The sequence below is a fragment of the Streptosporangium sp. NPDC049078 genome (assembly GCF_040648855.1).
Lineage (GTDB): Bacteria > Actinomycetota > Actinomycetes > Streptosporangiales > Streptosporangiaceae > Streptosporangium.
The window spans coordinates 261,957-286,170 of sequence record NZ_JBEZEL010000013.1 but is presented as its reverse complement, the minus strand read 5'-3'; the positions used below and the strand labels follow the sequence as shown (position 1 = coordinate 286,170).

Here is a 24,214-nt window from a genome sequence, read left to right as displayed (position 1 = left end):
TAGCGAACGCCGGTCCGCTCAGAGAGTATGTCAAGGCAGTTGGTACGGTCAACGCCGTCCCCCTCCTCCGAGCGCCGCCCCGATGGCGTACGCGCGGGCCACGGCCGCGGCCAGGGAGGTGCCGCCCCCCGGGTAGTGGTCGCCGAAGACGCTCGCGGAGACGTTCCCGGCGGCGAACAGGCCGTCCACCGGGGTCCCGCCGGGGGTGAGGACCTGCCCGTGGTCGTCGGTGACCACGCCGCCGCAGGTGCCGAGGGTGCCCGCAACGACCGGGACCGCGGTGAACGGCCCTTCCGCCAGCGGCGCGAGGGACGCGGGACCGCGCCCGAACCTCCGGTCGGCGCCCGCGAGGGCGTCGGCGTTGAACTCCGCGATCGTCTCGGCCAGGGCCGACGCGTCGATACCGCAGGCGTCGGCGAGTTCGTGCGGCGTCGAACCGGTGACCGCCCAGGAGGGGGTGCCTCCGGGAGGGCCGCCCGCGACCGGATACCGGGCGCGGTGAACGGCGTCGTACACGAACCAGGCGGGGACGTGCCGGGGCGCGCCGGTGGCGGGGTCGGTCTCGCGGAACACCTTCGTCAGGTCGTGGTAGCTCCCCGTCTCGTCGGCGAACCGGCGGCCGGAGCCGTTGACCATGATCGATCCCGGCCTGGTCAGTTCCACGGTGGCGAGCCGCCCGGTGGGCAGTCCGTCGTAGCGGGCCTCGGGGTCGCAGAACACGGGCACCCCCCACGAGGCGGTCAGGTCGGTGACCGCCGCCCCGGCGCGCAACGCCATGAGCAGGCCGTCCCCCTCGTTGCCCGGCGCCCCGATCGGGGTGAGCCGGGCGGGCAGGAACGCCCGCTGGAGCGCCGGGTCCCACTCGAAGCCGCCGCCGGCCAGCACGACAGCCCGGCGCGCGGTGATGTGACCGGAGTCCTCGAAAGTGAGGTCCCACGACCGGCCCGACCGTTCCAGGCCGACGGCGCGGGCACCGAGCAGGAACTCCACACCGCGGGCGCGGGCGGAGACGGCGAGCGAACCGGCGAGCGCCCCGCCCAGCGTGCGCACCCCCCGGTCGCGGCGCTCACGGTCGAGCGCGGCGAGGTCGGCGCCGGTGTCCTGCTCCCGTTCGGCCATGGTGAGCCAGGGCAGATAGGTGGGCGGCCGGAGCAGACGCTCCAGTCCCGGGTACGCGGTGACGTCGAACGGCCGGTTGTCCAGGGCCCGGCCCCCGCGCCTGGCACCGGGCAGATCGGCCCGGTAGTCGGGGCGTTCCAGGGCGAACAGGTCCACATGGGTCTCGTCGCACAGGTAGCGTACGGCCTCCCCGATCGTGCGCAGGAACCACTCCAGGCGAGCGCGCGGCACGGTCTCCCTGGTGACCGCGACGAGGTGGCGCAGGGCGTCGGCGGCACCGTCTGTGGCACCGTCGGCAGCACTGTCGGCGTCGGCGAGGTGGTTGCCCGGCGCCCAGATCACGCCGCCCGACACGGCGGTGGTGCCACCGAGCACGGAGGCCCGTTCCACGACGACGACGTGGTGTCCGGCGTCGGCGGCCCTGCAGGCGGCGGTCAGCCCGGCCGCGCCGCTGCCGACGACCAGCACGTCACACGACGTCGGCGGATGATCGAGGGTGGTGAAGTTCATCAGGTCGCCTCCCATGCGGCCCGGTTGACCAGCACGAGGAGTGCGGCCAGCCCGCAGAACGCCGCCGCCAGCAACCAGCCGGCGGCGTACGAGTGATATTGCGCCACTGCTCCCACGAGCAGCGGCCCGAGAATGCCCCCGGCCGCGCCGCCCGACTGCACGACGCCGGACGCGGCGCCCGGCATGGTGGCGTAGGTCTCTGCGACGGTGAGGGCGACCAGGCCGGTCCAGCCCCAGCCGGCGCCGCAGGCCACCAGCGTGCCGACCAGGAACAACCCCCGGTCGCCGGGAATGAACAGCAGGAACCCGACCCCGCCGAGCGCCATCATCGCGGCGACCGTGAGACGGCCGTACCTGGTACGGCCCAGGGTCAGCCGCACGGCGATGATGACCGCGCTGCTCACGGCGAGCGCGATGCCCGCGAAGGACGGGGACAGGCCGAGCGTGACGCCGTAGTCCACGAAGAAACTGCTCAGCGCGGTCGCGGCGGCCGAACCCAGCAGGAACGCGCCGGTGACCAGCAACAGGGGCATCAGCGGCGTCAGCTTCACCCGCGCGGGGCGTCCCGCCGAGGCCGGAGCAGGAGTGCCGGGCACCCGCATCAGCAGCAGCGCGGCGACCGCGACACCACCCACGAGGAAGACCAGCCGCCAGTGCATCACGGTGGCGAGCAGCGGCAGCGACAGCCCGGCGACCAGCGTCGAGGCCGGGATCGACGACCGTTCGAGGCCGAACGCCATCGGCCGCCGAGACGCCCGCACGTTTTCGACGATCAGTACGGTGCCGATCGAGGCGCCGACCGCCGAGCCGATCCCGCCCACGGCGAGCGCGGCGAGCAGACCGGCCCATGACCCGCCGAACACGGCCACCCCGACGAGGCAGAGGCCGGTCATGACCGCCGACAACCGCAGGGCCCTGCGCGGGCCCACGCGGTCGGCGATCCGGCCGCCCGGGGACATGGCGACCGCGCCGACCACGTAGAAGACGCTGACGGTGAGGCCGAGGCCCGCACTGTCGAGGCCGATGTCGTGCCGGATCGCCACGCCCAGGGTGCCCACCAGGTAGGCGGGATACATATAGGTCATGCCGAGCAGCACGGCCAGGACGACCGCCCGACGCGACGTCGGGGAGTCGCTCACCCCTAGATTTCGTCCGCGTAGCTGATGTTCACGTTCGCACGCCAGCCGGTGGCCTCGTCCTGCCCCCACTTGGCCCGCCAGCGAGCGGCGTGGTCGAGGATGACCGGGTCGCCGAAGTGCAGCTTCCCGTCGGCGTGGAAGGCGTCGAGGTCGTCGACGAACATGAGGTCGAAGTGCCGGAAGCTCTCCTCGCCCCGGACGTTCCTCCTCACCACGTAGTTCGCGTAGTCCTGGATGCCGGGGTTCTGGCGGAAGGCGGGGTAGTCCACCGAGCGGGTGAAGTCGGCGTACTCGGTCAGGTCCGATCCGGGCCGGATGTCGTAGGTGAGCAGTACCAGTTTGCGCGCCATGGCGGCGCCTCCTTTGTCCTTTGTCGGGTCCACGGTCGTTTTCACGGGGCATGGGGGGTGGGGTTCACAGGGCGCGGGCCGTCGTTCTCACGGGGGCGCGGGTTCATCGGACACGGGTTCACGGGGCGCGGGTTCATGGGTTCACAGGGCGCGGGCGAGGGCGTGGCCCTCGTACATGGCGTCGAGCAGGGATCGGGGCGCCACCGCGTCACCGATGACATGCACGGTCAGCCCGCTCCCCGCGAGGTCGGCGGCGAGGGTGTCGAGGGCGTCCGGAGGGTCGAGTTCGATCACGTCGGTGACCCCGTCGATCACGGTCTCGGCCGAGACGAGGGAGGAGCGCACCACGGCCCGTCCCTCACCGAACTCGGCGACGGCGCCGGTCCAGATGTCGACGCCCCGGTTCCTGAGCCGTTCGAGCGCGGTCATCCGGCTGTACTCGGTCACCCCCCACAGCGGGGACGTCGCCGGGGTGACCACGTGCACCGTCCCGCCGGACCCGGCGATGGTCTCGGCGACGGACGCGCAGGTCCAGGTGCCCTCCCGATCGACCACGACGACGGTCCGTCCCTCCCACGAACGACGTTCGAAGGCGGCGAGGGGGCGGCGGCGGGCCGATCCGGTGGCGATCACCACGACGTCGGGAGCCGCCGCGACCACCTCCTGGGCGGTCACCGCCCCCGCCCCGGTCCTGACGGTCACCCCGAGCCTGTCCAGCTCGTGTTCCTCGTAGGTCCGCAGCAGGTCGAGTTCGTGCCGTCCGATCCCCCGCCGCCCGACCCGCACCTGACCGCCGAGCTCGTCGCCTTGCTCCCACAGGCGCACCCGGTGGCCGCGTTCGGCGGCGACCCTCGCGGTCTCCATTCCCGCCGGGCCGCCGCCGACGACGAGCACCGTCCTGGCCGGGCTCGCGGGTTCCGGGAGAACCGGCCACTCGGCCTCGCGTCCCACGGCGGGGTTCATCATGCAGGTGATGGCGCGGTGCCCGGCGATCTCGCCGATGCAGAAGTTGCACGACACGCAGGGCCGTACCTCGCCCTCGCGCCCCTCGGCCGTCTTGGCGAGCAGGTGGGGGTCGGCGATGTGGGCGCGGGTCATCGCGACGGCCGCGATCTCGCCGCCCGCGAGGACCCGTTCGGCGTCGTCGACGTCGACGAACCGGCAGGCCGCGAAGACCGGAACGTCACCCGCGACCTCGGCGATCGCGAGCGTCTCCGGCAGGTAGGGCGTCCGGCCCTCGCTCATGTCGGCGACGTGGTGGCCGATGGACGGCACCGTGTAGGAGGCGACCGACACGTTGAGGAACGCGATCGGCCGGGTCCGGCACAGGAGTTCCGCGATGCGCCGCCCCTCGGCGAGGTCCTGCCCGCCCGGCAGCAGTTCGTCGGCGCTCATCCGCACCCCCACCAGCGCCGACGACCCGACCGCGTCCAGCACGTCGTCGAGCACCTCCAGCGGGAACCGCAGCCGGTTCTCCTCGGTGCCGCCGTAGTCGTCGGTCCGCGTGTTCGCGGCGGGTGAGATGAACTGGTGCAGCAGGTGCCCGTGCCCGAAGTGCACCTCGATCCCCTGGAACCCCGCCTCCACCGCGAGCAGCGCCGCCGCGACATAGGCCCGTCGCACCTCTTTCCTGTCGGCGGCGGTCATCACGTGCGGGACCTGGCCGGTGGTGTGCCAGGGCACGGCGCTCGGCCCCCACGACGCGGCCCGCCGGAAGAGGTTGTCGCTGTGGCGCCCGGTGTGGGTGATCTGGGTGAAGATCGCGGCACCCTCGTCGCGTACGGCGGTGACGATGTCGGCCAGGCCCGGCAGCGCGGCCCGGGAGGCGCTCAGCCCGCCCACGCGGCCCAGGCTCGTGTCGTGCACGCGCAGCGGCTCGGTGATGATCAGCCCGGCCCCGCCTCTCGCCCGTTCCCTGTGGTAGGCGACGTGGCGGGCGGTCGGCAGGAAGTCCACGCCGAAGTTGGTGGTGTGGGCCGACACGAAGACGCGGTTGCGCAGGGTCAGGCCGCCCAGGTTCAGGGGTGCGAACACGTGCGGGTGACGTTCAGTCATCCCGCTGCTCCCGTACGGTGACCGTGACGACGGCGTTGCCCTTCACCACGTTGGAGATCGCGCAACGGCGTTCGGCGACGGGGATCGCGGTCTCCAGCGCGTCGCGCGGCACGCCCCTGGTGGTCACGTCGAGACGGATGGCGTCGATGGTCCAGCCCGCCGCGTCGATGCGCAGCACGCACGTGCCGGTGACCTCGACGGCCTGTTCCGGGGTGCCGGGGGCGACGGCGTCGAGGGCGCCGCGCAGGGCCATCGCGAAGCAGGCGGCGTGCGCGGCGGCGAGCAGTTCCTCGGGCGAGGTCGCGGGCGCGACGCTGTTCTTCCTGCTCTCCAGGGAGATCGGCAGCGGATCGGTGGCGCCCGAGGCGAGGGCGAGACGGCCGGCTCCGCCGCGCAGCGCGCCGTCCCAGGCGGCGGTGGCGACACGGCGTACCGTCGCGGTCGTCGTCGGCGCGGTCGGCGTCGCCGCCGTCGCCGCCGTCGGCGCGGCCGTGCGCCAGCGCGGGTCGATCTCCTCCGCGGTACGTGCCCGGAGCACGCCGCTGATCTCCAGGTCGTTCCAGACCCGCTGCTCGACGATCCGGCCCGCGCTCAACCGGAACCTGTCCACGTAGCGCACGCCGTCGTACCCGACACCCTGGTTGTTCTCGCCGTACAGGGTGCCCATCGACCAGACGACGACGTCCCCCGAGGACTCGGTGAACGCCTCGTACTCGGTGCGGTGCTTGTCGACGTGCCGGTAGCGGGTGGCGGAGGCGTCCGCCAGGTCGCGCAGGGTGGTGTAGCGGCGGTCGCCCGGGAAGATCATCACGGCGTCGGGGGCGAGGTGGGCCCCCGCCGACTCCAGATCGCCCCGGCCGACCGCGGCCAGGAACTCCTCGACGATCGCGATGGCCGCGTCGGTGGTGCTCATGGGGTGTCCTTCATCCGGTCGGCGGCGCAGCGGATCGAGCGCACGATGGCGGCGTAGCCGGTGCAGCGGCACAGGTTGCCGTTGATCGCCTCGACGATCGCGTCGTCGTCGGGGTCGGGGTCGTCCTCCAGCAGCTCACAGGCGGTGAGCAGCATGCCGGGCAGGCAGTAGCCGCACTGGAAGCCGAACTCGTCCCAGAACGCCCGCTGCACCGGGTGCAGCCCGTCCTCGCCCGCGAGGCCCTCGATCGTGGTGAGGTCGGCGCCCTCCGCGCCGACCGCGAGCACCGAGCACGACTTGACGGTGGCGCCGTCGACGCGCACGGTGCAGGCGCCGCAGTCCCCGGTGAGGCAGCCGACGTGGGTGCCGGTCAGTCCGAGGTCCTCGCGGATGGCGTGGACGAGCAGTTTCGACGTCTCGACGTCGATCTCCCGCGCCCGGCCGTTCACGGTGAGGTTCACCCTGGTCATCGCGGTTCTCCTTCCTGGGCGGAGCGCGGTTCCCGGATGCCCCGCGATTCCTCGGTGGCCCGCATTTCCTCGACGGCCCGCAGTTCCCGGACGGCCCGCAGGGCCGCCACCGGTGCGACCCGGCGGCGGTAGTCGCCGTCCGCGAGCACGTCGCTCCACGGTTCGGTGAGCACCCGCCCGACCTCCGCGCGCACGTGCCCGGGGTCGTCTGATTCGAGGTGCACCGGCAGCGGTGTGGCCGCGACCCCGCCGAGGGCGAGCCGCAGCCCTCCTCCGGGCAGGCGCACGCAGGCCGCCGTCGCGATGGGCCAGCTGCTCTCGGCGAGCTTGAGCTTGTGGTAGCCGAAGGGGCCGGCCGGGCCGGGCAGCACGAGCGCCGCCAGCACCTCGTCCGGCCGCCGCGCGGTGGTGAAGGCGCCGGTGAAGAAGTCGGCCGCCGCGACCTCGCGGACCCCGGCGGCCGAGACCAGCCGCAGCTCCGCCCCGAGGGCGACCAGCACGGCCGGGACCTCGGAGGACGGGTTGGCGTAGCAGGCCGACCCGCCGACGGTGCCCCGGTTGCGGATCTGCGGGCCGCCGGTGATCCCGCCCGCGATTCGCCGCAGCGGTGGCACCTGCTCGCCGCCGTCGCGCAGAAGACGGGTGTACGTGGTCGTCGCGCCCACGACCACGGTGTCGCCGGCCCGGGTGATCCCGGACAGTCCGGCCCGTGACAGGTCGACGACGACGTCCGCCGAGGTCCGGCCGTGGGTGAGGTCGGGGACGACCATCGTGCCGCCGCCCACGATCACGGCGTCGTGCCCGGCGAGCGCGGCCACCACCCCTTCGAGGTCGGTGGGCGCGTGGTAGGCGAAGTTCTGGGTGATCATTTCGAGCGGGCCCGTTCGATGAGGTCGAGCACGACCGGCGCCGGCAGCGGCACCTGTGTCACGGTGACGCCGAAGGGCGCGAGGGCGTCCTCGATCGCGTTCGCCACCGCCGCCTGCGCGCCGCCGACCCCGGCCTCGCCCGCGCCCTTGTTGCCGTACATGGTGAAGGGGCTCGGGGTGACCTGGTGTTCGAGGCGGACCTTCGGCAGGTCTCCGGCGCGAGGCAGCAGATAGGACTTGAAGCGGTCGCTGAGCAGGCGGCCCTCGTCGTCGTAGACGAGTTCCTCGGTGAGCGCCGCGCCGAGGCCCATCACGATCGCGCCGTGGGCCTGGCCCTCGACGAGGGCGGGGTTGATGACGACCCCGCAGTCGTGGGCCATCACGAAGTCGACCAGTTCGGTGAGGCCGGTGTCGGCGTCGACCTCGACGACGGCGGCGTGCAGACAGTTGGAGTAGGTGGGGTAAGGCTGGATACGTCCGCGTTCGTCCGGGACGTGGTTGATGTTGCCCGGCTTGAAGGCGCGGGTGGCCTCCAGCACCGGCTCGACCTCCGAGGCCACGGCGAACGCGCGGGTGAGCACGGCCGCCGCGACGTCGGGCACCGGCACCGACCGGTCGGGCTCACCGGAGACCCGCACCACGCCGCCGGTCACCTCGACCTCGTCGGGGGAGACGCCCAGCATGCGGGCGCCGACCGTGGCGATCTTGGCCCGTACGTCGCGGGCGGCGAGCGCGGCGGACCCGCCGCCGACGACCATGCCGCGCCCGCTGAAGTTGCCGAACCCGCTCGGGCAGCGGTCGGTGTCACCCTGGACGACCTGGATCCAGCTCAGCGGCACCCCGAGCTCGTCGCAGACGATCTGCGCGATCGCGGTGTCGTTGCCGCCGCCGGGGCTGGTCACCCCGGTCAGCACGGTGACGCCGCCGCTCATGTTCATCCGGACCGTCGTCACGTCGAACCCGGAGACGAAGGTGCCGGGACCGTCGGCCGACTCCGGCGTGAGCTCGAAGGCGAGCCCGATCCCGAGGTGCCGGCCCAGGGAGCGCAGCTCGCGCTGGCGGTCGCGCAGGGCGTCGTAGTCCAGCGCCTTGAGCGCCTTGTCGAGCAGGCCGGGGAAGTCGCCGCTGTCGATGTTCAGGCCGGTCGCGGTTCGGAAGGGGAACCGGTCGGGCGGTACGAAGTTGACCCGCCGCACCCGCGCCGGATCGGCCCCCAGCCCGCGGGCCACCAGGTCGACGACCCGTTCCATCACGAAGTGGGCGCCGTCCTTGCCGAAACCCCTCGCGGCGTTCAGCGGCGGCTTGTTGGTCGCCATCACGTGCAGTTCGGCCTCGACGTTCGGTACGAGGTAACCGGAGGCGAGCGTGGTCGCCGACATGTTGGGCATCGCCCAGCCCGGCTGGGCCGTCACCGCGCCCGCGTTCGCGACGATCCGGTCCCTGACCGCGACGATGCGCCCGTCGCGCATCGCGCCGACGGTGACACGGTGCACCTGTTCGCGGGCCCCCGACAGGAAACACTCGCGGCGGTCCTCGATCCACTTCACCGGCGCGCCGGTGAGCCTGCTGAGCAGGCAGATCAGGGTCTCCTCCGGGTGTCCCTGCATCTTCAGCCCGAAACTGCCGCCGACCCGCGCGGTGACGACCCTGATCCTGGTCTCGTCGAGGCCGAGGCTGCGGGCCAGCATCCAGCGAAGCTGGTGGGGGTTCTGGACGGAACCGTGCACGGTCAGCGACTCGTCGAAGCGGTCCCAGGAGGCGAGGTAGCCGCGCGGCTCCATGGGCGCGGTGGTGCTACGGCCGATGCGGATCGTCTCGGTGACGACGAGGTCGGCCGTTTCGAGGGCGGCGTCGACGTCGCCGGTGCCGTAGTGGTTGTGCAGGATGACGTTGTCGGGCCAGTCGTCGTACAACCGGGGCGCGTCGGGCCGCAGCGCGGCGTCGGCGTCGAGCACGTGGGGCAGCCGCTCGTAGCCGACCCTGACCAGCCCGGCCGCCGCCTCGGCCTCGCGGCGGGTGCGGGCGACCACGGCGGCGACGGCCTGACCGGCGTGGACCACCTTGTCCACGGCCAGGCAGCGCACCTCGGCGCGGCGTCCGCCCCGGGCGGCCGGGTCGATGAAGTGCGGGATCGGCCCGCTGTGCCGAGCCGCCCTCTCCCCGGTCAGCACCAGCTCGACACCCGGGGCACGCTCGGCCTCGGAGGTGTCGATCCCGGTGATGCGCGCGTGCGCGACGTCGCTGCGGACGATCGCGGCGTGCATCATGCCGGGCAGGACGTAGTCGTCCACGAACCGGCCCCGCCCGGTCAGCAGGACCTCGCCGTCCGCCTTGCGGACCGAGGTGCCGATCGCCGTCACGGCAGCCGGACCCTGACCCGCTGGCCGGTGCGGTGGAACGGATTGCGCTTCTCGACGTCGAACTTGTCGAGCTCGCCGTTCTCGTCGAGGCGGCACTGCAGGCCCTGGGTGAGCCGTTCGTGGCTGGTGATCAGGAAGAGCTGGCCGTCGACCGAGGGGAACGGCGGCTCGTGCCAGGTGCCCCGGTAGAGGTTGATCGACACGTCGCCCGGCACCACGAACGCCTTCACCTGGTCGAGCGGCGGGAAACCGTGCTCAAGCGGCACGTCCGGCGGCGCGACGACGGCGACGTAGGGCTTGCCGCCGAGCGGGATCATCGTCTGCGTCATCTCGACGTGGCGCTCCAGGTAGCGCAGGTTGTCGCCCCGCATGCCGACGCGGAACACCAGGAACTCCGGCGGGGTGTCGGAGTCGATCCGGATCGGCCCGTGCACGGCGTTCTTGCCGGAGTAGAAGTCGATCGGCAACCGGGGGGTGGCCTCCAGCGACATCACCTCGCCGTAGGGGGCGAAGTCGGCGGCCGTGAGCGGCTGCGGGGTGATGACGTGCTGCGGACTGTCCGGGCTCAGCATGGCTGTCCTCCTGTCGTGATCGTGACCAGGGCGCGTACGGGGGTGTCCTCCGCCGTCAGGAGCAACTCGGCGGCGCGGTCGGCGGCCTCCTCCCCGGCGACGGGGACGGCAGAGCCCCGATACTTGCCGAGCAGCTCCTGGCTGGTCAGCGGGTTGCGGCTGTCTCCTGCGGGCAGGTCGATCTGGCGGGTGTGCGTCCCCTTCCCGGTCGTGACGGTGACGCGGGTCGCGGTGTACTCCGGGTAGCGCGCGTCGAGGTCGGGGGCGACCCGGATGCGGACCGAGGCGGCCACCCGGTTGACGAGCGGATCCGAGGTGCGCTCCGGGGCGTACTGGGCGGCGGTGACGTCGCGGTCGGCGAGGGCGACGGCCGCCACGTACGGCAGGCTCAACGTGCACGGCACCACCGAGCCACCCGCGGGACGGTCGACCAGGACCTTGGCGACGTCGTAGGTCTCGACGTCGACGGCGGTCACCTCGGCCACGTCGAGGTCGTGTTCGGCGGCGAGCTCGGCGCACGCCTGGGCGGCGCCGTGGGTGTGGCGGCACCCGGCGAAACGCTTCTGGTGGACCTCCAGGACCGTCCACTCCTCGCCCAGTCCGTCGGTGAGGCGGGAGTCCGTGGGGTCGCCGCGGAACAGGGCGACCAGCCCTCTCGGGTGTTCGACGACCTCGTCCCAGCCGGTGAGCCCGGCCTGGGCGTGCAGGGCGCCCTCGACCCCGGCGCGGGCGATCTGCCCGGCGAACGCGGGCTTCACGGTGAACCCGGCGAAGATCTCCTCGATCATGACGGCGGGCACGAAGAACCCGGCGGCGCCGACGGCCGAGACGATCCCGTCCTCGTCGAGGCCGAGCAGCTTCGCGCATCCGGCTGCGGCGCCGTACCCGGCGGCCACCGGGAACCATCCGGCGACGGTCGCGCCGGGGTGCATGACCCGGCCGATCCGGTTCGCCACCTCGTACGCCGCCACCACCGCCGTCAGCAGCGCGCGCAGGTCGGCGTCGCGGGACTCGGCCACCGCGAGCAGCGCGGGAAGGGCGTGGGAGGGGTGGAATCCGCCGAACCGGTACCCGTCCTGGTGTTCCAGTACGTCGGCCGCGCATCCGTTCGCGTAGGCGGCGTCCGCCAGGGTGGTGGAGAAACCGGCACCGAGCACGGTCGCCTCAGGGGTGCCGCCCCTGGCGCGGACCAGTTCGGTGATGGTGGCCGCCTCCGGGACCCGGCCGCCCGCCAGTGCCGCCCCGAAGAAGTCGAGCAGCAGGTGGCGCGCCTTGGCGACGACCGGTTCCGGCAGGTCGTCGAAGGTCAGCTCCGCGACGAAGCGGGCCAGCGCGCGGGTCGCCCCGCGCGTCGCCCCGCCGGTCGATTCGTCCGTCGTCCCGCCCATCAGATCTCACCGAGCTGGGAGCGCAGGTGCTGGACGATCTCCCCGAACTGCGGCGTCTTGACGATGTCGAGCGACCTCGGGCGGGGGAAGTCGATCTCGACGACGTCCTGGATGCGTCCGGGCCGCTGCGAGAGCAGCACCACCCGGTCGGCGAGGAAGACCGCCTCGGAGATCGAGTGGGTGACCAGCACGGTCGTCTTCCCGGTGTCCATCCACAGCTGCTGGAGCATGGAGTTCATCCGGTCGCGCGTCATCGCGTCGAGGGCGCCGAAGGGCTCGTCCATGAGCAGGATCGACGGCCGGTGGATCAGCGCCCGCGCGATGGCGACCCGCTGCTGCATGCCACCGGAGAGCGCGCGCGGGAAGTGTTCGAGGAAGTCCGCCAGGCCCATCATGTCGGCGAGTTCCTCGGCCCTGCTGCGGCGCTCCTTACGGCCGACGCCCTTGCCCTCCAGCGGCAGGGCGATGTTCTTCCAGATCTTCCGCCACGGCATCAGCGTCGCCTGCTGGAAGACGAAGCCGAGCGAGCCGAGCGCCTCCCGCGAAGGAGTGTTGTCGCCCTCCGAGTACAGGAGTTTGTCGCCGATGACGATCGTGCCCTCGGTCGGCGCGATGAGCCCGCCGAGCATCCGCAGGAGCGTCGTCTTCCCGCAGCCGGAGGGGCCGAGCAGCACGACGAACTCGCGCGGCTTGATCTCCAGGTCGGTCGGGACGAGGGCGCGGACCGGTCCGGCGTCGGTGGTGTACTCCTTGCCGACGCCCTTGATCGAGATCGCCGCCCCGCCGTCGATCATCCGTTCATCGGACATACGCACGCTCCGACAGCTCGTCCCAGGTGTTGCCGGGTTCGGGGACGCGGTACTCGGTGGTCGGCGCCGCGTCGGAGCGGATGAACGACATCGTCCCGCCGCGTGAGTAGAGCGGGCCGTGGAAGACGCCCGGGGAGCGGAAGAAGTAGCCACCCTCGCGGATCACGCCGAGCGGGCCCATCAGCACGTCGCCGTAGATCTTGAACGACTCCTCGTAGACCGGGTGGGCCTCGGCCATGGGCGACTTCCAACCGGGCATCATCGCGGCGAGGTAGATGTAGACCTCGCCGTCTGAGCGCAGCGTCTTCGACATCGCCCCGACCTCGAGCTCCACCTCGCCGCTCCAGCCGGCCGGGATCCACGGTTCCCTCTCGGGGGTGATCCGCAGGAGCGGTTCACCGGAGCCGACGCCGGCGGCGAAGCCGGGCTCGCCCCAGAATCCGGCGTAGACGGTGAGGCCGCGTACCGACGCGACCAGGTCGATCGCGCTGCCCGCCCGGGCGTAGACGTAGTCGCCGGTGCGGAGCGGCTCTCCGTCGAGCAACCCCTCCCCCGCGACCACGAACAGATCCACCCCGGCGGACAGCACACCCTGGTGACGGCCGGTCAGCCGGTGGACCGCGGTCTCCGCGCCCGTGCCGGCGTCGCGGCTCAGCAACCGCTTGAGCCCGCCCTGCGCCGCGCCGAACGCCCCGTCCTGGACGGGCTGCCACGGCACGTCCTGGGTCTGGACGAAGTCGACGTCAGGCCTGTTCCACATCACATGCTCCCTGGATCGGTGGTGGCGCCGGCCGCCCGGCGTCCGAGCATCCGGCCGAACCCGAGTGCGGGAGTGACGCTCATCCCGCTCACGAACGACTTGCCGGACAAGGTGCTGCCGCCGATGACCTCGCCCGCGGCCCACAGGTTCGCGAACGGGCCGTCGGGTCCGATGACACGCAGCCGGCTGTCGACGGCGAGCCCCGCCGGGCTCTTCAGCGTGGTGCCGTGGTTCAGTACGGCGTAGTACGGCGGTTCTGCGATCGGCGCGGGCAGGTGGGCCCGGCCGAAGGGGTCGTCGCCCGAGGCGACGGCCGTGTTGTAGGCGGCCACGGTGTCGGCCAGGACGCCGGGATCCATCCCGGCGGCCCGCGCCAGCGTCGTCAGGTCGAGCGCGGTGACGAACGACGGGTGGCCGTCAAAGGCCCGGTCGAGCTCCGTCTCGTCCCAGGTGGGGAACAGCGCCGGCGCCGATCGGCGGATCGCGGCGTCGTACACCACCCAGAACTTCAGCTCGGGCTGGGCGAGCAGGGCGTTCTCCCGGTCGTCGACGCTCGGGGCGTCCTCGGCGACGAACCGCTCGCCGCGGGTGTTCACGTGGATCTCCCACGGGGCCCGCGCCTGCGGGGTGAGGGCCGGATAGTCGTCCAGCCCCACCGTCTCCCAGGTGCTGCCGGACCGCAGCACCCCGCCGTACGTGGGAAGGAAGCGGTCCTGACCGCGCACCCGGCCACCGGCGTCGACGGCGGCGAGGATGCCGGAACCCTCGGCGCCCGGCGAGGCGGGGCCCGCGAGCGGCGCCCCCGACGTGAGCCGGGGGAACAACTCGGGGTTGCCCGCGTAGCCGCCGCTGGTGAGGATCATGTTCGTCGCGTCGATCTCCCGGAACGTTCCATCGGGGTCTCGGACCGTAACCCCGGCCACCCTGACCTCCCCGGGCTCCCCGGGCTTTCCGGTCTCCACGGCGCGTTCCGCGGTCCGGAACGCCACCAGTTCGGTGCCGAGCGCCAACGTCACCGATCCCGCGCACGCCTTCTCGAACGCCGGGAGCAGCACCTCCAGCACCGACCGCCCCGCGTCGCGCCCCCAGTAGGTGCGCGGCAGCAGGTAGGGCTCGTGGAAGTGCAGCACCGCCGGGGCGTCGGGGTCCATGTCGAAACCCGAGGCCATCAGCCATTCGATCGTCGCGGGCGCGTGGTCCACCGCGAGCCGGACCAGCTCCGGATCGGCGGTGTTCCTGCTGATCCGCATCACGTCGTCGAAGTGCAGGTCAGGGCTGTCACGGATGCCCTTGGCGCGCTGCAGGGCGGTGCCGCCCGCCGAGAGCTGTGCCCAGGACCGCCACAGGGTGCCGCCGGGCCGGTCGCCCTTCTCGACGACCGTGACCCGCAGACCGTGTGCCGCGGCCTCGATCGCGGCCGGCAACCCGGCGGTGCCGGCGCCGACCACCACGAGGTCGGTGGTCGTGGTGCGCTGCATCAGGAGCGGCCTTTCACACGGAGTCGATGAACGTGGTGTCGATGAAGTCGGTGACCGGCCGCTTGGTGTCCTTGATCATTCCGGACTTGCGCATCAGCTCGATCCCGCTCTCCCAGACGGCGGTGTCCATCGACAGGAAGTCACCGCTCTTGGCGGTGCTGACCTTGACCTCGGCGGCGACCTTCGCGGCGGCCAGTGCCTTGTCGGAGACCTCGATCTCGTTGAGCACGCCCACGGCCTCCAGCACCTTGTCGGTGTTGGCGGTGTCCGCCATGAACTTCCACGCCTTGCGGCAGGCCCGCAGGAAGCTGGTGATCGCCTCGCCCTCGGCCTGCGCGGTCTCCCTGGTGACGAAGTAGGAGTCGCCGGGGAGCGGCGCGAACAGGTCGGTGTTCAGGTAGTTCAGCTCGATGTTGCGCTGCCTGAAGGCCGTCTCGGAACCGATGAAGGTGATGAAGCCGTCCACCTCGCCCCGGTTGAGGAACTCCAGCGAGCCGACGTCGGCGCCGGTGACGACCTTCTTCACCTTCGTGGGGTCGAGCCCCGCGGCGACCGACATCGCGTCGAGCAGCAACTCGGTGGTGCCGCCCTTGGAGATGACGCCGATGGTCTTGCCCTGCCACTGCTCGGGGCTGGTCAGCGGCTTGTCCGGCAGGGACGCGACGCTGTACTGGCTGACCTGGTCCTTCTGGCCGACCGTGACGATCGGGGTGTCCTGGTCGGCGATGAGCGGGCAGGTGATGACGGAGGCGGCCTTGCCGAACATGGCCTGCTTGCCCGCCACCTGGGAGACGGAGCTCGCCGTGCCGGTGCCGCCGATCGACGTGATCAGCAGGCCCTCCTCGGCGAAGAACCCCTGGGCCTGGGCGACGTACACGTCGGAGTGGGCGATGATGTGCTGGAACGGGGTCATGTAGACGAGGTTGCGCAGCTGCTCGCCCGAAGGGCCGGTGCTGGCGGCGGTGTCCCCGCCGGAGCCGTCCGACGAGCACCCGATGAGGAACTGGCTTCCGGTGGCGGTGGCGACGAGCAGCCCGGCCCCACGGAGGAAGTTGCGGCGGTCCATGTAGGTGTTCCTGTTCTAGAGAGACGTGGGACGGCCGGACGACTCGTGCCAGGGGATCGCGAACCTCCGGATGGCCGCGGTGACGGCGTAGAGGAGGAAACCGAGCACCGTCATCACGATCACGACCGCGAAGAGCATGTCGGTGCGGAGACCGGCCAGCATCATCGTCGCGAGGGCACCCAGGCCCTCGTCGCCACCGAGGTACTCGCCGACGACGGCGCCGGTGATGGCGAAGACGATGCCCAGCTCCACGCCGGTGAGCACGTAGGGCAGCGAGGACGGGATGTCCAGGGAGATCACACGCTTCCACCAGGGTGCCTGGATGACGCGCATGAGATCGCGGTGACCGGGTTCGATCGACCGGATCCCGAGGATCGTGTTCTGCATCATCACGAAGAACGCGATGATCGCCGCCATGAAGATCTTGGATGTGGGTCCGAAACCGAACCACAGAAGGAACAGCGGGACGATGGCCACCTTCGGTACGACCTGGGTGGCGATGAGGAACGGCGACAGGACCCGTTCCAGTCTGCGGGCCTTGCCGAGGATGATGCCCAGGGCCACCCCGACGACGGCGGCGAGGGCGAACCCGACCAGCGTCTCGTAGAGGGTGACCTTGATCGCCTCGTAGATGAGCGAGCCCTGCATCAGCTCGACCAGGGCCGCGCCGACCGTCTCGGGCGGGGGAAGCATCAGCTCTCCGACGCCGAACAGCACGGTGTAGGCCTTCCACGCCCCGATGAAGACCAGAAGCAGCAGAGGGGTGGTGATCCACAGCATCAACGAGGAATCGGTCCACTTACGTCGAGGCGCGCGGGGCCGCATCTCCTCCGAAGTGCGGACTGAGGTCGACATGTGCTTGCCCTCCAGGCTCCCGGTGTATCGCTGGGCGGAACGCCGTACCGGATACCGTGATGCTAGGCGCGCCACCAAAAGCAGGTCAAGGGATCCATCACTGTTTTTCGAGTTTGTAACACGCAGGGGCGATTTGACGCTTTTATCACCATATCTGAGGGTGACCGGTGCACAATCGATCGCTACACAGAGTGATAACAGCAGGTAAAAGAGCCGCCGTCGTGTCGACGGCGGGCGCCTGTCCGGGATTTCGGTCAGTCGGCCCTCAGGGGCGGCCGACCCGAACGGTGAGCGGGCCCCGCAGTCGGCCGGTCCCGAGGATCAACCGCGTTCCGCTCAGGAAACCGGGCGGCGAAGCCGGGAAGGCAACGGAGCCGAGGGCGGTGAGACCAAGGAGGGCAGGAGGACAGCGAAGCGGGGAAGACAGCGAAGCCAGGGGCGGTGAGGCCGGGAGGGCGGCGGAGCCAGGAAGGCCGCGAGGTGGTCGCGAGGTGGAGGACGGAGCCAGGAAGGCGGCGAAGTCAGGAGGAACGGTAACCGAGCTGGCGGGAGACCTCGGTGGCGGCCTCGTGGACGAGGCGGCCGTACTCCTCGATGTTGCCGACGCTGAGCCGGCTCACCGGCCCGCAGACCGAGATCGAGCCGTAAACCCGGCCGGTCGCCTCGTGGACCGCCGCCGCGACCGACGCCGCCCCCTGCTGGCGCTCGCCGAGGCTCACGGCGTAACCGCGCTGCCGGATGGTCTCCAGCTCGTCGGCGAGCCGGGCCGGGTCCTGGATCGTGATCCCGGTCAGCGCCTCAAGCGGCTGCGAGGACAGGTAACCGCGGATCTCCTCGGCCTCCATCGCGGCCAGGATCGCCTTCGACGACCCGCCGGCGTGGAGCGGGTAGAGCCGCCCGAGCTGCACCGACATGCGGATCTCCTGCGGTGAGAGCACCTGGGTGAGATACATGCGCTGGGTGCCGTACCGCACCGAGAGGGTCGCGGTCTCCTTGGTGTGGGCGACCAGCCGTTCGAGGTAGGGCTGGGCGATCCTCGGCACCTCCATCTGCGCCATCGCCGCCAGGCCCACGCTCACCGCGCCGGGCCCCAGGCGGTAACGCCGGGTGCGCTCGTCGAAGGAGAAGAAGTCGGCCGCCACGAGGGTGCGGACCACCCGGTGGACCACCGCCTTGCTCAGCCCGAGCGACCTGGCCAGCTCGGAGACGCCGATGTCGGGCTCCTTCGCCGCCGCGACCGCGAAGATCACCTGCAGTGCCCTCTCGACACCGCTGCTGGTCTGCCCGTCGTCGGCAGGGGTCCCGTTCGCCGTACTCTCCTCCGCCCGCACAAGCTCAGAGCATAGCCCGCCCCCGGGTCGTCCGGCCTCACCCATCCCTGATACAAATGTCCGGATGGCGAAGACTTCCCTGGTGGTGGGGGGTGCGGGTGGCATCGGCCGCGCCTGCGCCGACCGCCTGCGCGCCCTCGGCCACGACCTGATCGTCATCGACAGAGCCCTCGGCCACGACGCGAGCGACCCCTCCTCGGTACGTGAGGCACTCGGTGACACCCCGATCCTGGACAACGTCGTCCACGCCGCCGGCTCCGTCGGCGAGGGCGGCATCGAGGACCTCGACCTGGCCCAGTGGCGCCGGGTGCTCGACGACAACCTGACCTCCGCCCTCGTCGTCACCCAGGCGGCGCTCCCCCTGATGGGCGAGGGCGGCTCGGTCGTCCTGTTCAGCTCGGTCAACGGCCGCCACGGCGGCAACCGCCTGTCAGGACCCGCCTACGCCACCGCGAAGGCCGGGCTGATCGGCCTCACCCGCCACCTGGCCAAGGACCAGGCGGCGAGGGGGATCCGGGTGAACGCGGTGGCCCCCGGCCCGGTGGCGACCCCGATGCTGACCCGCCTGTCCGAGGAGGAGATGGACGCCCTGCGACGCCAGATCCCCCTCGGCCGGGTGACCGGTCCCGAGGAGATCGCCGGCACGGTCGAGTGGTTGTGCTCCCCCTCCGCCGCCTCGGTCACCGGGGCGGTGATCGACGTCAACGGCGGCATGTGGATGGGCTAGCCCCGTTCACCGGCTCGCCCGGCAGCCCCGTACGGGGACGGGGCTCACCGGTGCCGCCGACATCGCCCACCGGCTCGCCCAGCCGTCCCCACGGGGACGGGCTCACCAGTCGTAGAAGCCCTTGCCCGTCTTGCGCCCGAGGTGTCCCGCGGCGACCAGTTCGCGCAGGATGCGGGGAGGCTCGAAGCGCGCTCCCAGTTCGCGGGCGAGGTGTTCGGCGATGGCGAGCCGGACGTCGAGCCCGACGACGTCGGTCGTCTTCAGGGGGCCCAGGGGGTGCTTGTAGCCGAGCGTCATCGCCGTGTCGATGTCTTCCGCCGACGCGACCCCCTCCTCCAGCATCCGCATCGCCTCCAGGGCGAGGGCCACCCCCAGCCTGCTGCTCGCGAAACCCGGCGAGTCGCTCACCGTGATCGCGGTCTTGCCGAGGGCGGTCACCCAGGTCTGCGCGTCCGCGACGAGGTCCCGTGAGGTCTTGGTGCCGACGACGACCTCCACCAGCTCACTGGCCGGTACGGGGTTGAAGAAGTGCAGGCCGACGAAGCGCTCCGGCCGGGCCAGCTCCCTGGCCAGGTCGTCGATCGACAGGCTGGAGGTGTTGGTGGCGAGCACGGCGTCCGCCGCGACCTCCTCCACGTCGCGCAGCACCCGCCGCTTGAGGTCGGGATCCTCGGGGACCGCCTCGATCACCAGGGCACACGCCCCCAGCGGGGTGCGGTCGACGGTGACGACCAGCCGTGAGAGGAGTTCGGCCGCGGGCGCGGGGAGTTTCCCCCTCCGCTCGGCGTTCGCCACGCTGCCCTCCACCCGCTCACGGGCGGCCCGCACGGTGTCGTCCGAGGTCTCGACGATCCGTACGTCGGCGCCTGCCAGCAGGAACGCGTGCGCGATGCCCGCGCCCATCCGCCCGCCTCCGTACACCCCCACCGTCGACGGAGCGCTGGTGGACCGCATCATGACCACTTCCCTGTGTCGGTGACGTTTTCCAGTACGACGGCGAGGGCCTGTCCCACGCCGATGCAGATGGCCGCGACGCCCCAGCGCTCCCCTTCCGAGGCGAGGCGCCGGGCGAGCGTGCCGAGGACGCGCGCGCCCGAGGCCCCGAGCGGGTGCCCGATCGCGATCGCGCCGCCCTTGGTGTTGACGATGCCGGGGTCGATCTTCCAGGCGTCGACGCAGGCGAGTGACTGCGCGGCGAAGGCCTCGTTGAGCTCGACCGCGCCGACGTCGGACCAGCCGATCCCCGCCCTCGCCAGGGCGACCCCGGCCGCCTCGACCGGTGCGAATCCGAAGTCCTGCGGATCCAGCGCGTGCGCTCCCCGGCCCGCGAAGCGGGCCACCGGGTCGGAGCCGATGAGCGATCCGGCCTCCTCCGACCCGACGACCAGGGCGGCCGCCCCGTCGCTGAGCGGGGACGCGTTGCCCGCCGTGATGGACCCGTCGGGCCTGAACGAGGGCTTCAGCCCGGCCAGCGTCTCGGGGGACGAGCCGGGTCTGATGCCTTCGTCCCTGTGCAGCCCGGTGTTCTCCACCGGAACGACCAGATCGTCGTAGAACCCGTCCTCCCAGGCGGCGTGGGCGAGCCGGTGCGAGCGCGCCGCGAACTCGTCCTGCCGCTCGCGGGTGATGCCGTACCTGTCGGCCAGCTGCTCGTTGCACTCGCCCAGGGAGACCGTCCACTCCTTCGGCATACGCGCGTTGACCAGCCGCCACCCCAGCGTCGTGGAGACCGCGCTGAGGTCACCCGCGGGATAGCCGCGTTTGGGTTTGGGGAGTACCCACGGCGCCCGCGTCATCGACTCGGCACCGCCGGCCACGACGACCTCGGCGTCGCCCGCCTCGATCATCCGGGACGCCGTCATCGCCGCGTCCAGCGACGAGCCGCAGAGCCGGTTCACCGTCGAGCCGGGCACCGAGGTGGGCAGCCCGGCGAGCAACACCGCCATGCGCGCGACGTTGCGGTTGTCCTCTCCGGCGCCGTTGGCGTTGCCGTAGATCACATCGTCGATGAGCGCGGGGTCCAGCGCCGGCACCGTGTCGAGCACCCCCGTGAGCGCGGCCGCGGCCAGGTCGTCGGGACGCACCTCGGCGAGGGCGCCGCCGAAACGGCCGAACGGCGTACGGACGGCGGCGTAGAGAAACGAGGTGGTCACCTGTGGAGTCCTTTCCTGCTCAGCCCAGGCCCGTCGTCAACACGACCTTGCCCTTGACCCGGCCCTCCTTGACGTACTGCAGGGCGTCGCCGGCCTTCTGGAGCGGGAACGTCGTGTCGACCGCCGCGTCGACCTTCCCTTCGACGAACAACCGGAACACCTCGGCCATGGTCGAGCGCATCAGTTCCGGCATCCGGTCGCGGTAGTCGCTGCTCTGGAGTCCCACGATGCTGATGCTCTTCACCAGGATGTGTCCGGGCTTGATGGGGTTCTGGCCGCCCGAGGCGAATCCGACGATCACGATGCGGCCCTCCCAGGCGGTCGCCCGGATGATCTGGGTGAGGAAGTCACCGCCGAGCATCTCGAGGACCACGTCGACGCCCCTGCCGTCGGTGGCCGCCAGCAGGTCGTCGCGCAACGTCTCCGGGGTGGAGGTGAGCACGACGTCCGCGCCCTGCCGGCGGGCCAGCTCCGCCTTCGCGTCGTCCTGGGCCAGCGCGATCACCCGCGCGCCGTACGCCTTGGCGAGCTGGACGCCGGCGGAGCCGACGCCTCCGCCCGCGCCGGTGACCAGAACGGTCTCCCCCGGCTTCATCCGGCCTCGGCGCAGCAGCCCGAAGTAGGCGGTGGAGTAGACGAGGCCGGAGGCGGCCGCCGACTCGTAGGACATCGCGTCGGGCAACTCCATGACCAGTTCCTCGGGGACGCGCAGCTGCTCGGCGTAGCCACCGAACTCGACCAGCGCGAGGACACGCTGGCCGACCCGGAGTCGTTCGACGCCCGCACCGACCGCCTTGACGCGTCCCGCCGCCTCCTTGCCGGGGCTGAAGGGCCGTTCCGGCAGGTTCTGGTATTTGCCCTCGACGACGAGAATGTCGGGGAAGTTGACGCTGACGGCACCGACCTCGATCACGACCTCGCCCGGACCCGGCACCGGGTCGGGTACGTCTTCGACGACGAGGCTGGTCGGGGGGCCGAACTCCTTGACGAGTGCAGCGCGCATGGATGTCTCCTTCGGTTGGTCGGGCGTCAGGACCAGGGCGACTCTTCGCCCAGATCGGCGAGTGCGGGGTAGGGCACGGTGCCGGGTCCCTGACGTAGCGTCGGCGAGATGGGGCTGGGGAGGGTCGCGAACGAGTCCCGCGTCCCGGGTGCGGACACCCGCTGGGGCGCGTCGACGTCGACGAGGTTCGCCTCGACCGCCTCGTCCCACGTCGCGACGACGACGGTGCACACGTCCTCACCGTCGAGTACGGACCGCCAGTGGTCGGCGGACTCGGAGGCGAACCGTCCGGCCAGCGCGCCGATCACGGCCCGCTCCTGGCCGCGGTCGTCGTGGAAGCTCGGATCGAGCCCCACCAGCTCGACCAGCCGGTCCCAGAACTTCTGCTCCAACGCCGCGCAGGCGACGTGACGGCCGTCCGCGGTCTCGTACACCTGGTAGCGCGGGCTGCCGCCGGTGAGGAGTTCGGCGCCGGGACGAGGCCAGCCCCCGCCCGCCTGGTGGGTGGCGAAGTAGCCGTACGCGAGGACCTGCAGGTTGTGGGTGATCGAGATCTGCAGGTGGACCGGGTCACCGGTGACGTCCCGCTGTCGCAGGGCGAGCAGGATGTTGACGACCGCGGGGTAGGTGCCGCCGGCGATGTCGGCGAGCACGGTCACCGGCAGGCCGGGGGATCCGGTGCCGTCGACGGCCACCCCGAGCAGGGCGGACTCGGCGAGATAGTTCAGGTCGTGGCCCGCGCGGGTGGCCCGTGGGCCCGTCGGGCCGTACCCGCTGATGGAGCAGTAGACGACGTCGGGGTTCACCGCGCGCACGTGCTCGTACCCCAGGCCGAGCCGGTCGGCGACGCCCGGCCGGAACTGCTCGACCACGACGTCGGCCTCGGCGGCGAGTTCGAGCACGCGGTCCCGCTGGGCGGGGTCCTTGAAGTCCGCGGCGTACGCCCGTTTCCCCCGGTTGAGTACCGCGTAGTTCGCACTCGCCTCGCCGAAGCGCGGCTCATAGGTGCGCATCTCGTCCCCGCGGCCCGGCCGTTCGAGCTTGACGACGTCGGCGCCCGCGTCGGCCAGCATCAGGGTCGCGAGCGGGCCCGGCAGCAGGGTGGAGAGGTCCAGGACCTTCACTCCGTGCAGGGGGAGCCGAGGCCGCGAGGTCGGTACGGGGGGTGTCATGACGCCTCGGCCTCACGGAGCGGGCCCAGACCGACGAGGGTACGGGCGGTGAGAGCGGTGGCGGCCTGGGTGTCCGTCGCCGCGCGCAGCGAGACCGCGTCGCGCAGGTGGCGTTCGACGGGATACTCGGCCAGGTAGCCGTAGCCGCCGTGGGACTGCAGGGCCGCGGCGGCCACCTCGATCGCGGCGTCGCAGGCGTGGCGCACGGCGGCGAGCGTCCGCACCGAACCCCCGACGCCCCCGACGTTCCCGACGCCGCTGTCTCCCCGGTCGCCCTCGCCGTCCTCGTCGCTCTCGTCCGCGGCGAACGCCACCGCCAGCGCCACCGAGGTCCGCATCGCCTGGTCGAGCAGCGACTGCCGCACGGTCGGCAGCTCGGTGAGGGGTCCGCCGAACTGGTGGCGCTCCGCGGCGTAGGCGGCCGCGGCGTCGGCGGCGGCCCCGGCGATTCCCGCGGCGACCGCCGCGGCCCCCTGGCGCAGTCGGGTCCGCGCCGCGCCGACGTCGACGTTTCCCATCCGGTGGACCGCGCCCGCGGGAACGGTGTCCTTGAGCCGCACCGATCGTGTCAGGGCGCCGCCCAGCCCGGTCCGCTCCAGCGGCCGGGTGGTCATCGCCTCCGGTCCGACCAGCACCGCGGTGTCGTCGTCGCCGAGCAGCAGCAGGTAGGGGGCCTCGGCGGCCGGATCGATCCGGTCCACGGAACCGCTGAGCGCGTCCGCCGACCAGTCCAGCCGCACCTGCGGCGACGTCGCGTCCACGACGGCGATCGCCACGGCGGCCGTGTGCACGGCGGCGACCAGGTCGGCGAACCGGTCGTCGCCGCCGAGGACGTCGACCGCCGCGTGCGCCTGGGTGGCCGCCCAGCCGAGAGCCGGCCAGGCACGTCCCAGCCGCTCCATCGCCACCGCGGTGGTGAGGCGGCCGGCTCCGCCGCCGCCGTGCCGCTCGTCGGTGCCGATGGTCCAGACGCCCAGTTCGGCGAGCTCGGTCGCGAGCCCGCCGACGACGTCGGCGTCGTCGGACAACACCACGTCGTGATCGGCGACGAAGGCGTCCAGCATCGCCACCAGGTCGCGCTGCTCCTCGTCGAGAGCGGGGCCGAACCGGCTCAT

At 72.0% G+C, this 24,214-nt stretch carries 22 protein-coding genes; 1 reads left to right on the top strand and 21 read right to left on the bottom strand.

Translation table 11 applies throughout. From position 1 onward, the window contains the following. Positions 1–48 precede the first annotated feature (48 nt). From AB0B90_RS23815 to AB0B90_RS23740, 16 genes are all read right to left on the bottom strand, one after another. On the bottom strand, positions 49–1,629 hold the full coding sequence (locus AB0B90_RS23815) for an FAD-dependent oxidoreductase (protein WP_362924818.1): 1,581 nt from the start codon (positions 1,627–1,629) through the stop codon (positions 49–51). Further along, positions 1,629–2,768 (bottom strand): MFS transporter, encoded by a 1,140-nt coding sequence (locus tag AB0B90_RS23810; protein ID WP_350945412.1) that lies wholly within the window; start codon positions 2,766–2,768, stop codon positions 1,629–1,631. The genes AB0B90_RS23815 and AB0B90_RS23810 overlap by 1 nt, the downstream gene beginning before the upstream one ends. Before the next feature lie 2 nt (positions 2,769–2,770). Further along, complete coding sequence (locus AB0B90_RS23805) at positions 2,771–3,118, bottom strand: hypothetical protein (protein ID WP_350945413.1); 348 nt, start codon at positions 3,116–3,118, stop codon at positions 2,771–2,773. A 141-nt stretch (positions 3,119–3,259) separates the two neighbouring features. Further along, on the bottom strand, positions 3,260–5,173 hold the full coding sequence (locus AB0B90_RS23800; protein ID WP_362924815.1) for an FAD-dependent oxidoreductase: 1,914 nt from the start codon (positions 5,171–5,173) through the stop codon (positions 3,260–3,262). Then, a complete protein-coding gene (locus AB0B90_RS23795; protein ID WP_362924813.1) occupies positions 5,166–6,086 on the bottom strand; it encodes an OsmC family peroxiredoxin in 921 nt (306 codons plus the stop codon). Before AB0B90_RS23795 ends, AB0B90_RS23800 begins: the two co-directional genes overlap by 8 nt. Beyond that, positions 6,083–6,556, bottom strand: a complete 474-nt coding sequence (locus AB0B90_RS23790) for a (2Fe-2S)-binding protein (RefSeq protein WP_350945416.1) — start codon at positions 6,554–6,556, stop codon at positions 6,083–6,085. The genes AB0B90_RS23795 and AB0B90_RS23790 overlap by 4 nt, the downstream gene beginning before the upstream one ends. Beyond that, positions 6,553–7,425, bottom strand: a complete 873-nt coding sequence (locus tag AB0B90_RS23785; RefSeq protein WP_362924811.1) for an FAD binding domain-containing protein — start codon at positions 7,423–7,425, stop codon at positions 6,553–6,555. The genes AB0B90_RS23790 and AB0B90_RS23785 overlap by 4 nt, the downstream gene beginning before the upstream one ends. Continuing rightward, a complete protein-coding gene (locus tag AB0B90_RS23780; protein ID WP_362924809.1) occupies positions 7,422–9,785 on the bottom strand; it encodes a xanthine dehydrogenase family protein molybdopterin-binding subunit in 2,364 nt (787 codons plus the stop codon). Before AB0B90_RS23780 ends, AB0B90_RS23785 begins: the two co-directional genes overlap by 4 nt. After that, positions 9,782–10,357 carry an ureidoglycolate lyase gene (locus AB0B90_RS23775; protein ID WP_350945419.1) on the bottom strand — a complete coding sequence of 192 codons (576 nt, stop codon included), beginning with the start codon at positions 10,355–10,357 and terminating at the stop codon, positions 9,782–9,784. The genes AB0B90_RS23780 and AB0B90_RS23775 overlap by 4 nt, the downstream gene beginning before the upstream one ends. After that, positions 10,351–11,745: an MmgE/PrpD family protein gene (locus AB0B90_RS23770; protein WP_362924806.1), complete on the bottom strand. Its 1,395-nt coding sequence runs from the start codon at positions 11,743–11,745 to the stop codon at positions 10,351–10,353. The genes AB0B90_RS23775 and AB0B90_RS23770 overlap by 7 nt, the downstream gene beginning before the upstream one ends. Continuing rightward, on the bottom strand, positions 11,745–12,554 hold the full coding sequence (locus AB0B90_RS23765) for an ABC transporter ATP-binding protein (RefSeq protein ID WP_350945421.1): 810 nt from the start codon (positions 12,552–12,554) through the stop codon (positions 11,745–11,747). Before AB0B90_RS23765 ends, AB0B90_RS23770 begins: the two co-directional genes overlap by 1 nt. Further along, on the bottom strand, positions 12,544–13,314 hold the full coding sequence (locus AB0B90_RS23760; protein ID WP_350945422.1) for a hypothetical protein: 771 nt from the start codon (positions 13,312–13,314) through the stop codon (positions 12,544–12,546). Before AB0B90_RS23760 ends, AB0B90_RS23765 begins: the two co-directional genes overlap by 11 nt. Further along, complete coding sequence (locus AB0B90_RS23755; RefSeq protein WP_362924804.1) at positions 13,314–14,792, bottom strand: FAD-dependent oxidoreductase; 1,479 nt, start codon at positions 14,790–14,792, stop codon at positions 13,314–13,316. The genes AB0B90_RS23760 and AB0B90_RS23755 overlap by 1 nt, the downstream gene beginning before the upstream one ends. A gap of 13 nt (positions 14,793–14,805) precedes the next feature. Further along, the gene (locus AB0B90_RS23750; protein ID WP_350945424.1) at positions 14,806–15,858 is read right to left on the bottom strand and encodes an ABC transporter substrate-binding protein; all 1,053 of its coding nucleotides are present in this window, start codon (positions 15,856–15,858) and stop codon (positions 14,806–14,808) included. Between the two features lie 15 nt (positions 15,859–15,873). Continuing rightward, positions 15,874–16,713: an ABC transporter permease gene (locus AB0B90_RS23745; RefSeq protein ID WP_350945425.1), complete on the bottom strand. Its 840-nt coding sequence runs from the start codon at positions 16,711–16,713 to the stop codon at positions 15,874–15,876. A 521-nt stretch (positions 16,714–17,234) separates the two neighbouring features. Then, positions 17,235–18,044: an IclR family transcriptional regulator gene (locus tag AB0B90_RS23740; RefSeq protein WP_350945426.1), complete on the bottom strand. Its 810-nt coding sequence runs from the start codon at positions 18,042–18,044 to the stop codon at positions 17,235–17,237. A 64-nt stretch (positions 18,045–18,108) separates the two neighbouring features. On the opposite strand from AB0B90_RS23740, the gene AB0B90_RS23735 reads away from it, so the two are divergent. Next, positions 18,109–18,771, top strand: coding sequence for an SDR family NAD(P)-dependent oxidoreductase (locus tag AB0B90_RS23735; protein ID WP_362924801.1), 663 nt, complete (start codon positions 18,109–18,111; stop codon positions 18,769–18,771). A gap of 102 nt (positions 18,772–18,873) precedes the next feature. Here the strand turns inward: AB0B90_RS23735 and AB0B90_RS23730 are convergent, their stop codons facing one another. Genes AB0B90_RS23730 through AB0B90_RS23710 form a run of 5 tightly spaced genes read right to left on the bottom strand, consistent with a single transcriptional unit; the run spans position 18,874 to position 24,214 of the window. Then, a complete protein-coding gene (locus AB0B90_RS23730) occupies positions 18,874–19,728 on the bottom strand; it encodes a 3-hydroxyacyl-CoA dehydrogenase family protein (protein ID WP_350945428.1) in 855 nt (284 codons plus the stop codon). Then, positions 19,725–20,924: a thiolase family protein gene (locus tag AB0B90_RS23725; RefSeq protein ID WP_362924799.1), complete on the bottom strand. Its 1,200-nt coding sequence runs from the start codon at positions 20,922–20,924 to the stop codon at positions 19,725–19,727. Before AB0B90_RS23725 ends, AB0B90_RS23730 begins: the two co-directional genes overlap by 4 nt. A 19-nt stretch (positions 20,925–20,943) precedes the next feature. Further along, positions 20,944–21,927, bottom strand: a complete 984-nt coding sequence (locus tag AB0B90_RS23720; protein WP_350945430.1) for an NADPH:quinone oxidoreductase family protein — start codon at positions 21,925–21,927, stop codon at positions 20,944–20,946. 26 nt (positions 21,928–21,953) lie between these two features. Further along, entirely contained in the window at positions 21,954–23,051 is a 1,098-nt protein-coding gene (locus AB0B90_RS23715) for a CaiB/BaiF CoA-transferase family protein (RefSeq protein ID WP_350945431.1), read from the bottom strand. A 44-nt stretch (positions 23,052–23,095) separates the two neighbouring features. Continuing rightward, positions 23,096–24,214 (bottom strand): acyl-CoA dehydrogenase family protein, encoded by a 1,119-nt coding sequence (locus AB0B90_RS23710; RefSeq protein ID WP_362924796.1) that lies wholly within the window; start codon positions 24,212–24,214, stop codon positions 23,096–23,098.

What these genes read in the sequence shown, in the direction of transcription:
- AB0B90_RS23735 (WP_362924801.1), top strand. Translation starts at nt 18,109, where the DNA reads ATGGCGAAGACTTCCCTGGTGGTGGGGGGTGCGGGTGGCATCGGCCGC.
- AB0B90_RS23765 (WP_350945421.1), bottom strand. Translation starts at nt 12,554, where the DNA reads ATGTCCGATGAACGGATGATCGACGGCGGGGCGGCGATCTCGATCAAG.
- AB0B90_RS23745 (WP_350945425.1), bottom strand. Translation starts at nt 16,713, where the DNA reads ATGTCGACCTCAGTCCGCACTTCGGAGGAGATGCGGCCCCGCGCGCCT.
- AB0B90_RS23800 (WP_362924815.1), bottom strand. Translation starts at nt 5,173, where the DNA reads ATGACTGAACGTCACCCGCACGTGTTCGCACCCCTGAACCTGGGCGGC.
- AB0B90_RS23785 (WP_362924811.1), bottom strand. Translation starts at nt 7,425, where the DNA reads ATGATCACCCAGAACTTCGCCTACCACGCGCCCACCGACCTCGAAGGG.
- AB0B90_RS23720 (WP_350945430.1), bottom strand. Translation starts at nt 21,927, where the DNA reads ATGCGCGCTGCACTCGTCAAGGAGTTCGGCCCCCCGACCAGCCTCGTC.
- AB0B90_RS23770 (WP_362924806.1), bottom strand. Translation starts at nt 11,745, where the DNA reads ATGGGCGGGACGACGGACGAATCGACCGGCGGGGCGACGCGCGGGGCG.
- AB0B90_RS23815 (WP_362924818.1), bottom strand. Translation starts at nt 1,629, where the DNA reads ATGAACTTCACCACCCTCGATCATCCGCCGACGTCGTGTGACGTGCTG.
- AB0B90_RS23805 (WP_350945413.1), bottom strand. Translation starts at nt 3,118, where the DNA reads ATGGCGCGCAAACTGGTACTGCTCACCTACGACATCCGGCCCGGATCG.
- AB0B90_RS23795 (WP_362924813.1), bottom strand. Translation starts at nt 6,086, where the DNA reads ATGAGCACCACCGACGCGGCCATCGCGATCGTCGAGGAGTTCCTGGCC.
- AB0B90_RS23710 (WP_362924796.1), bottom strand. Translation starts at nt 24,214, where the DNA reads ATGAGCCGGTTCGGCCCCGCTCTCGACGAGGAGCAGCGCGACCTGGTG.
- AB0B90_RS23760 (WP_350945422.1), bottom strand. Translation starts at nt 13,314, where the DNA reads ATGTGGAACAGGCCTGACGTCGACTTCGTCCAGACCCAGGACGTGCCG.
- AB0B90_RS23730 (WP_350945428.1), bottom strand. Translation starts at nt 19,728, where the DNA reads ATGATGCGGTCCACCAGCGCTCCGTCGACGGTGGGGGTGTACGGAGGC.
- AB0B90_RS23750 (WP_350945424.1), bottom strand. Translation starts at nt 15,858, where the DNA reads ATGGACCGCCGCAACTTCCTCCGTGGGGCCGGGCTGCTCGTCGCCACC.
- AB0B90_RS23790 (WP_350945416.1), bottom strand. Translation starts at nt 6,556, where the DNA reads ATGACCAGGGTGAACCTCACCGTGAACGGCCGGGCGCGGGAGATCGAC.
- AB0B90_RS23755 (WP_362924804.1), bottom strand. Translation starts at nt 14,792, where the DNA reads ATGCAGCGCACCACGACCACCGACCTCGTGGTGGTCGGCGCCGGCACC.
- AB0B90_RS23775 (WP_350945419.1), bottom strand. Translation starts at nt 10,357, where the DNA reads ATGCTGAGCCCGGACAGTCCGCAGCACGTCATCACCCCGCAGCCGCTC.